This window comes from Corallococcus praedator, from assembly GCF_003612125.1.
GTDB classification, from domain to species: domain Bacteria; phylum Myxococcota; class Myxococcia; order Myxococcales; family Myxococcaceae; genus Corallococcus; species Corallococcus praedator.
Genome location: NZ_RAWI01001261.1, coordinates 1 through 409 on the forward strand (window position 1 = coordinate 1; position 409 = coordinate 409).

1 protein-coding gene is annotated in these 409 nt (G+C 67.7%); it reads right to left on the bottom strand.

Annotated features, from left to right (window positions below; all coding sequences use genetic code 11):
• Positions 1–409: hypothetical protein (locus D7Y13_RS44000; RefSeq protein WP_147452756.1), on the bottom strand; the 409-nt coding region annotated here is incomplete at both ends.

The following is a 409-nucleotide window of genomic DNA, read 5'->3' on the forward strand; positions in this document are numbered from 1 at the left end:
AGGTAGACGACCACCAGCCCGATCGCACCGATGTGGGTGAACTTGAGACCCAACGTGAGGGCCGCGGCCGGCACCACCACCCACGCGGGCAGCACGTCGTCCTCCCACAAGAGCACGGCCGCGAGCATGACCGCGCCGGCCAGCAGACTCGACGCGTCAGGGCTCGTGGTGGACGACGCGAAGATCACCGAGGGCGACACGATGAGCAACGACAGCAACGCGACCTGCGTGAGCGGGTTGGCTCGCCGATGCACCAACAGTCGCCATATCAGCCACACCGCGAGGCTGAGCCACAACGCGCCGATGGTGCGCGCGGCGGTGTGTGTGCCGTCGCCGGTGATCGCGTGTTCGACCTTGGCCGCGACACCCGTGAGGAAGTAGTAGGTCGGCGGGTGCACGTACGCGGTGT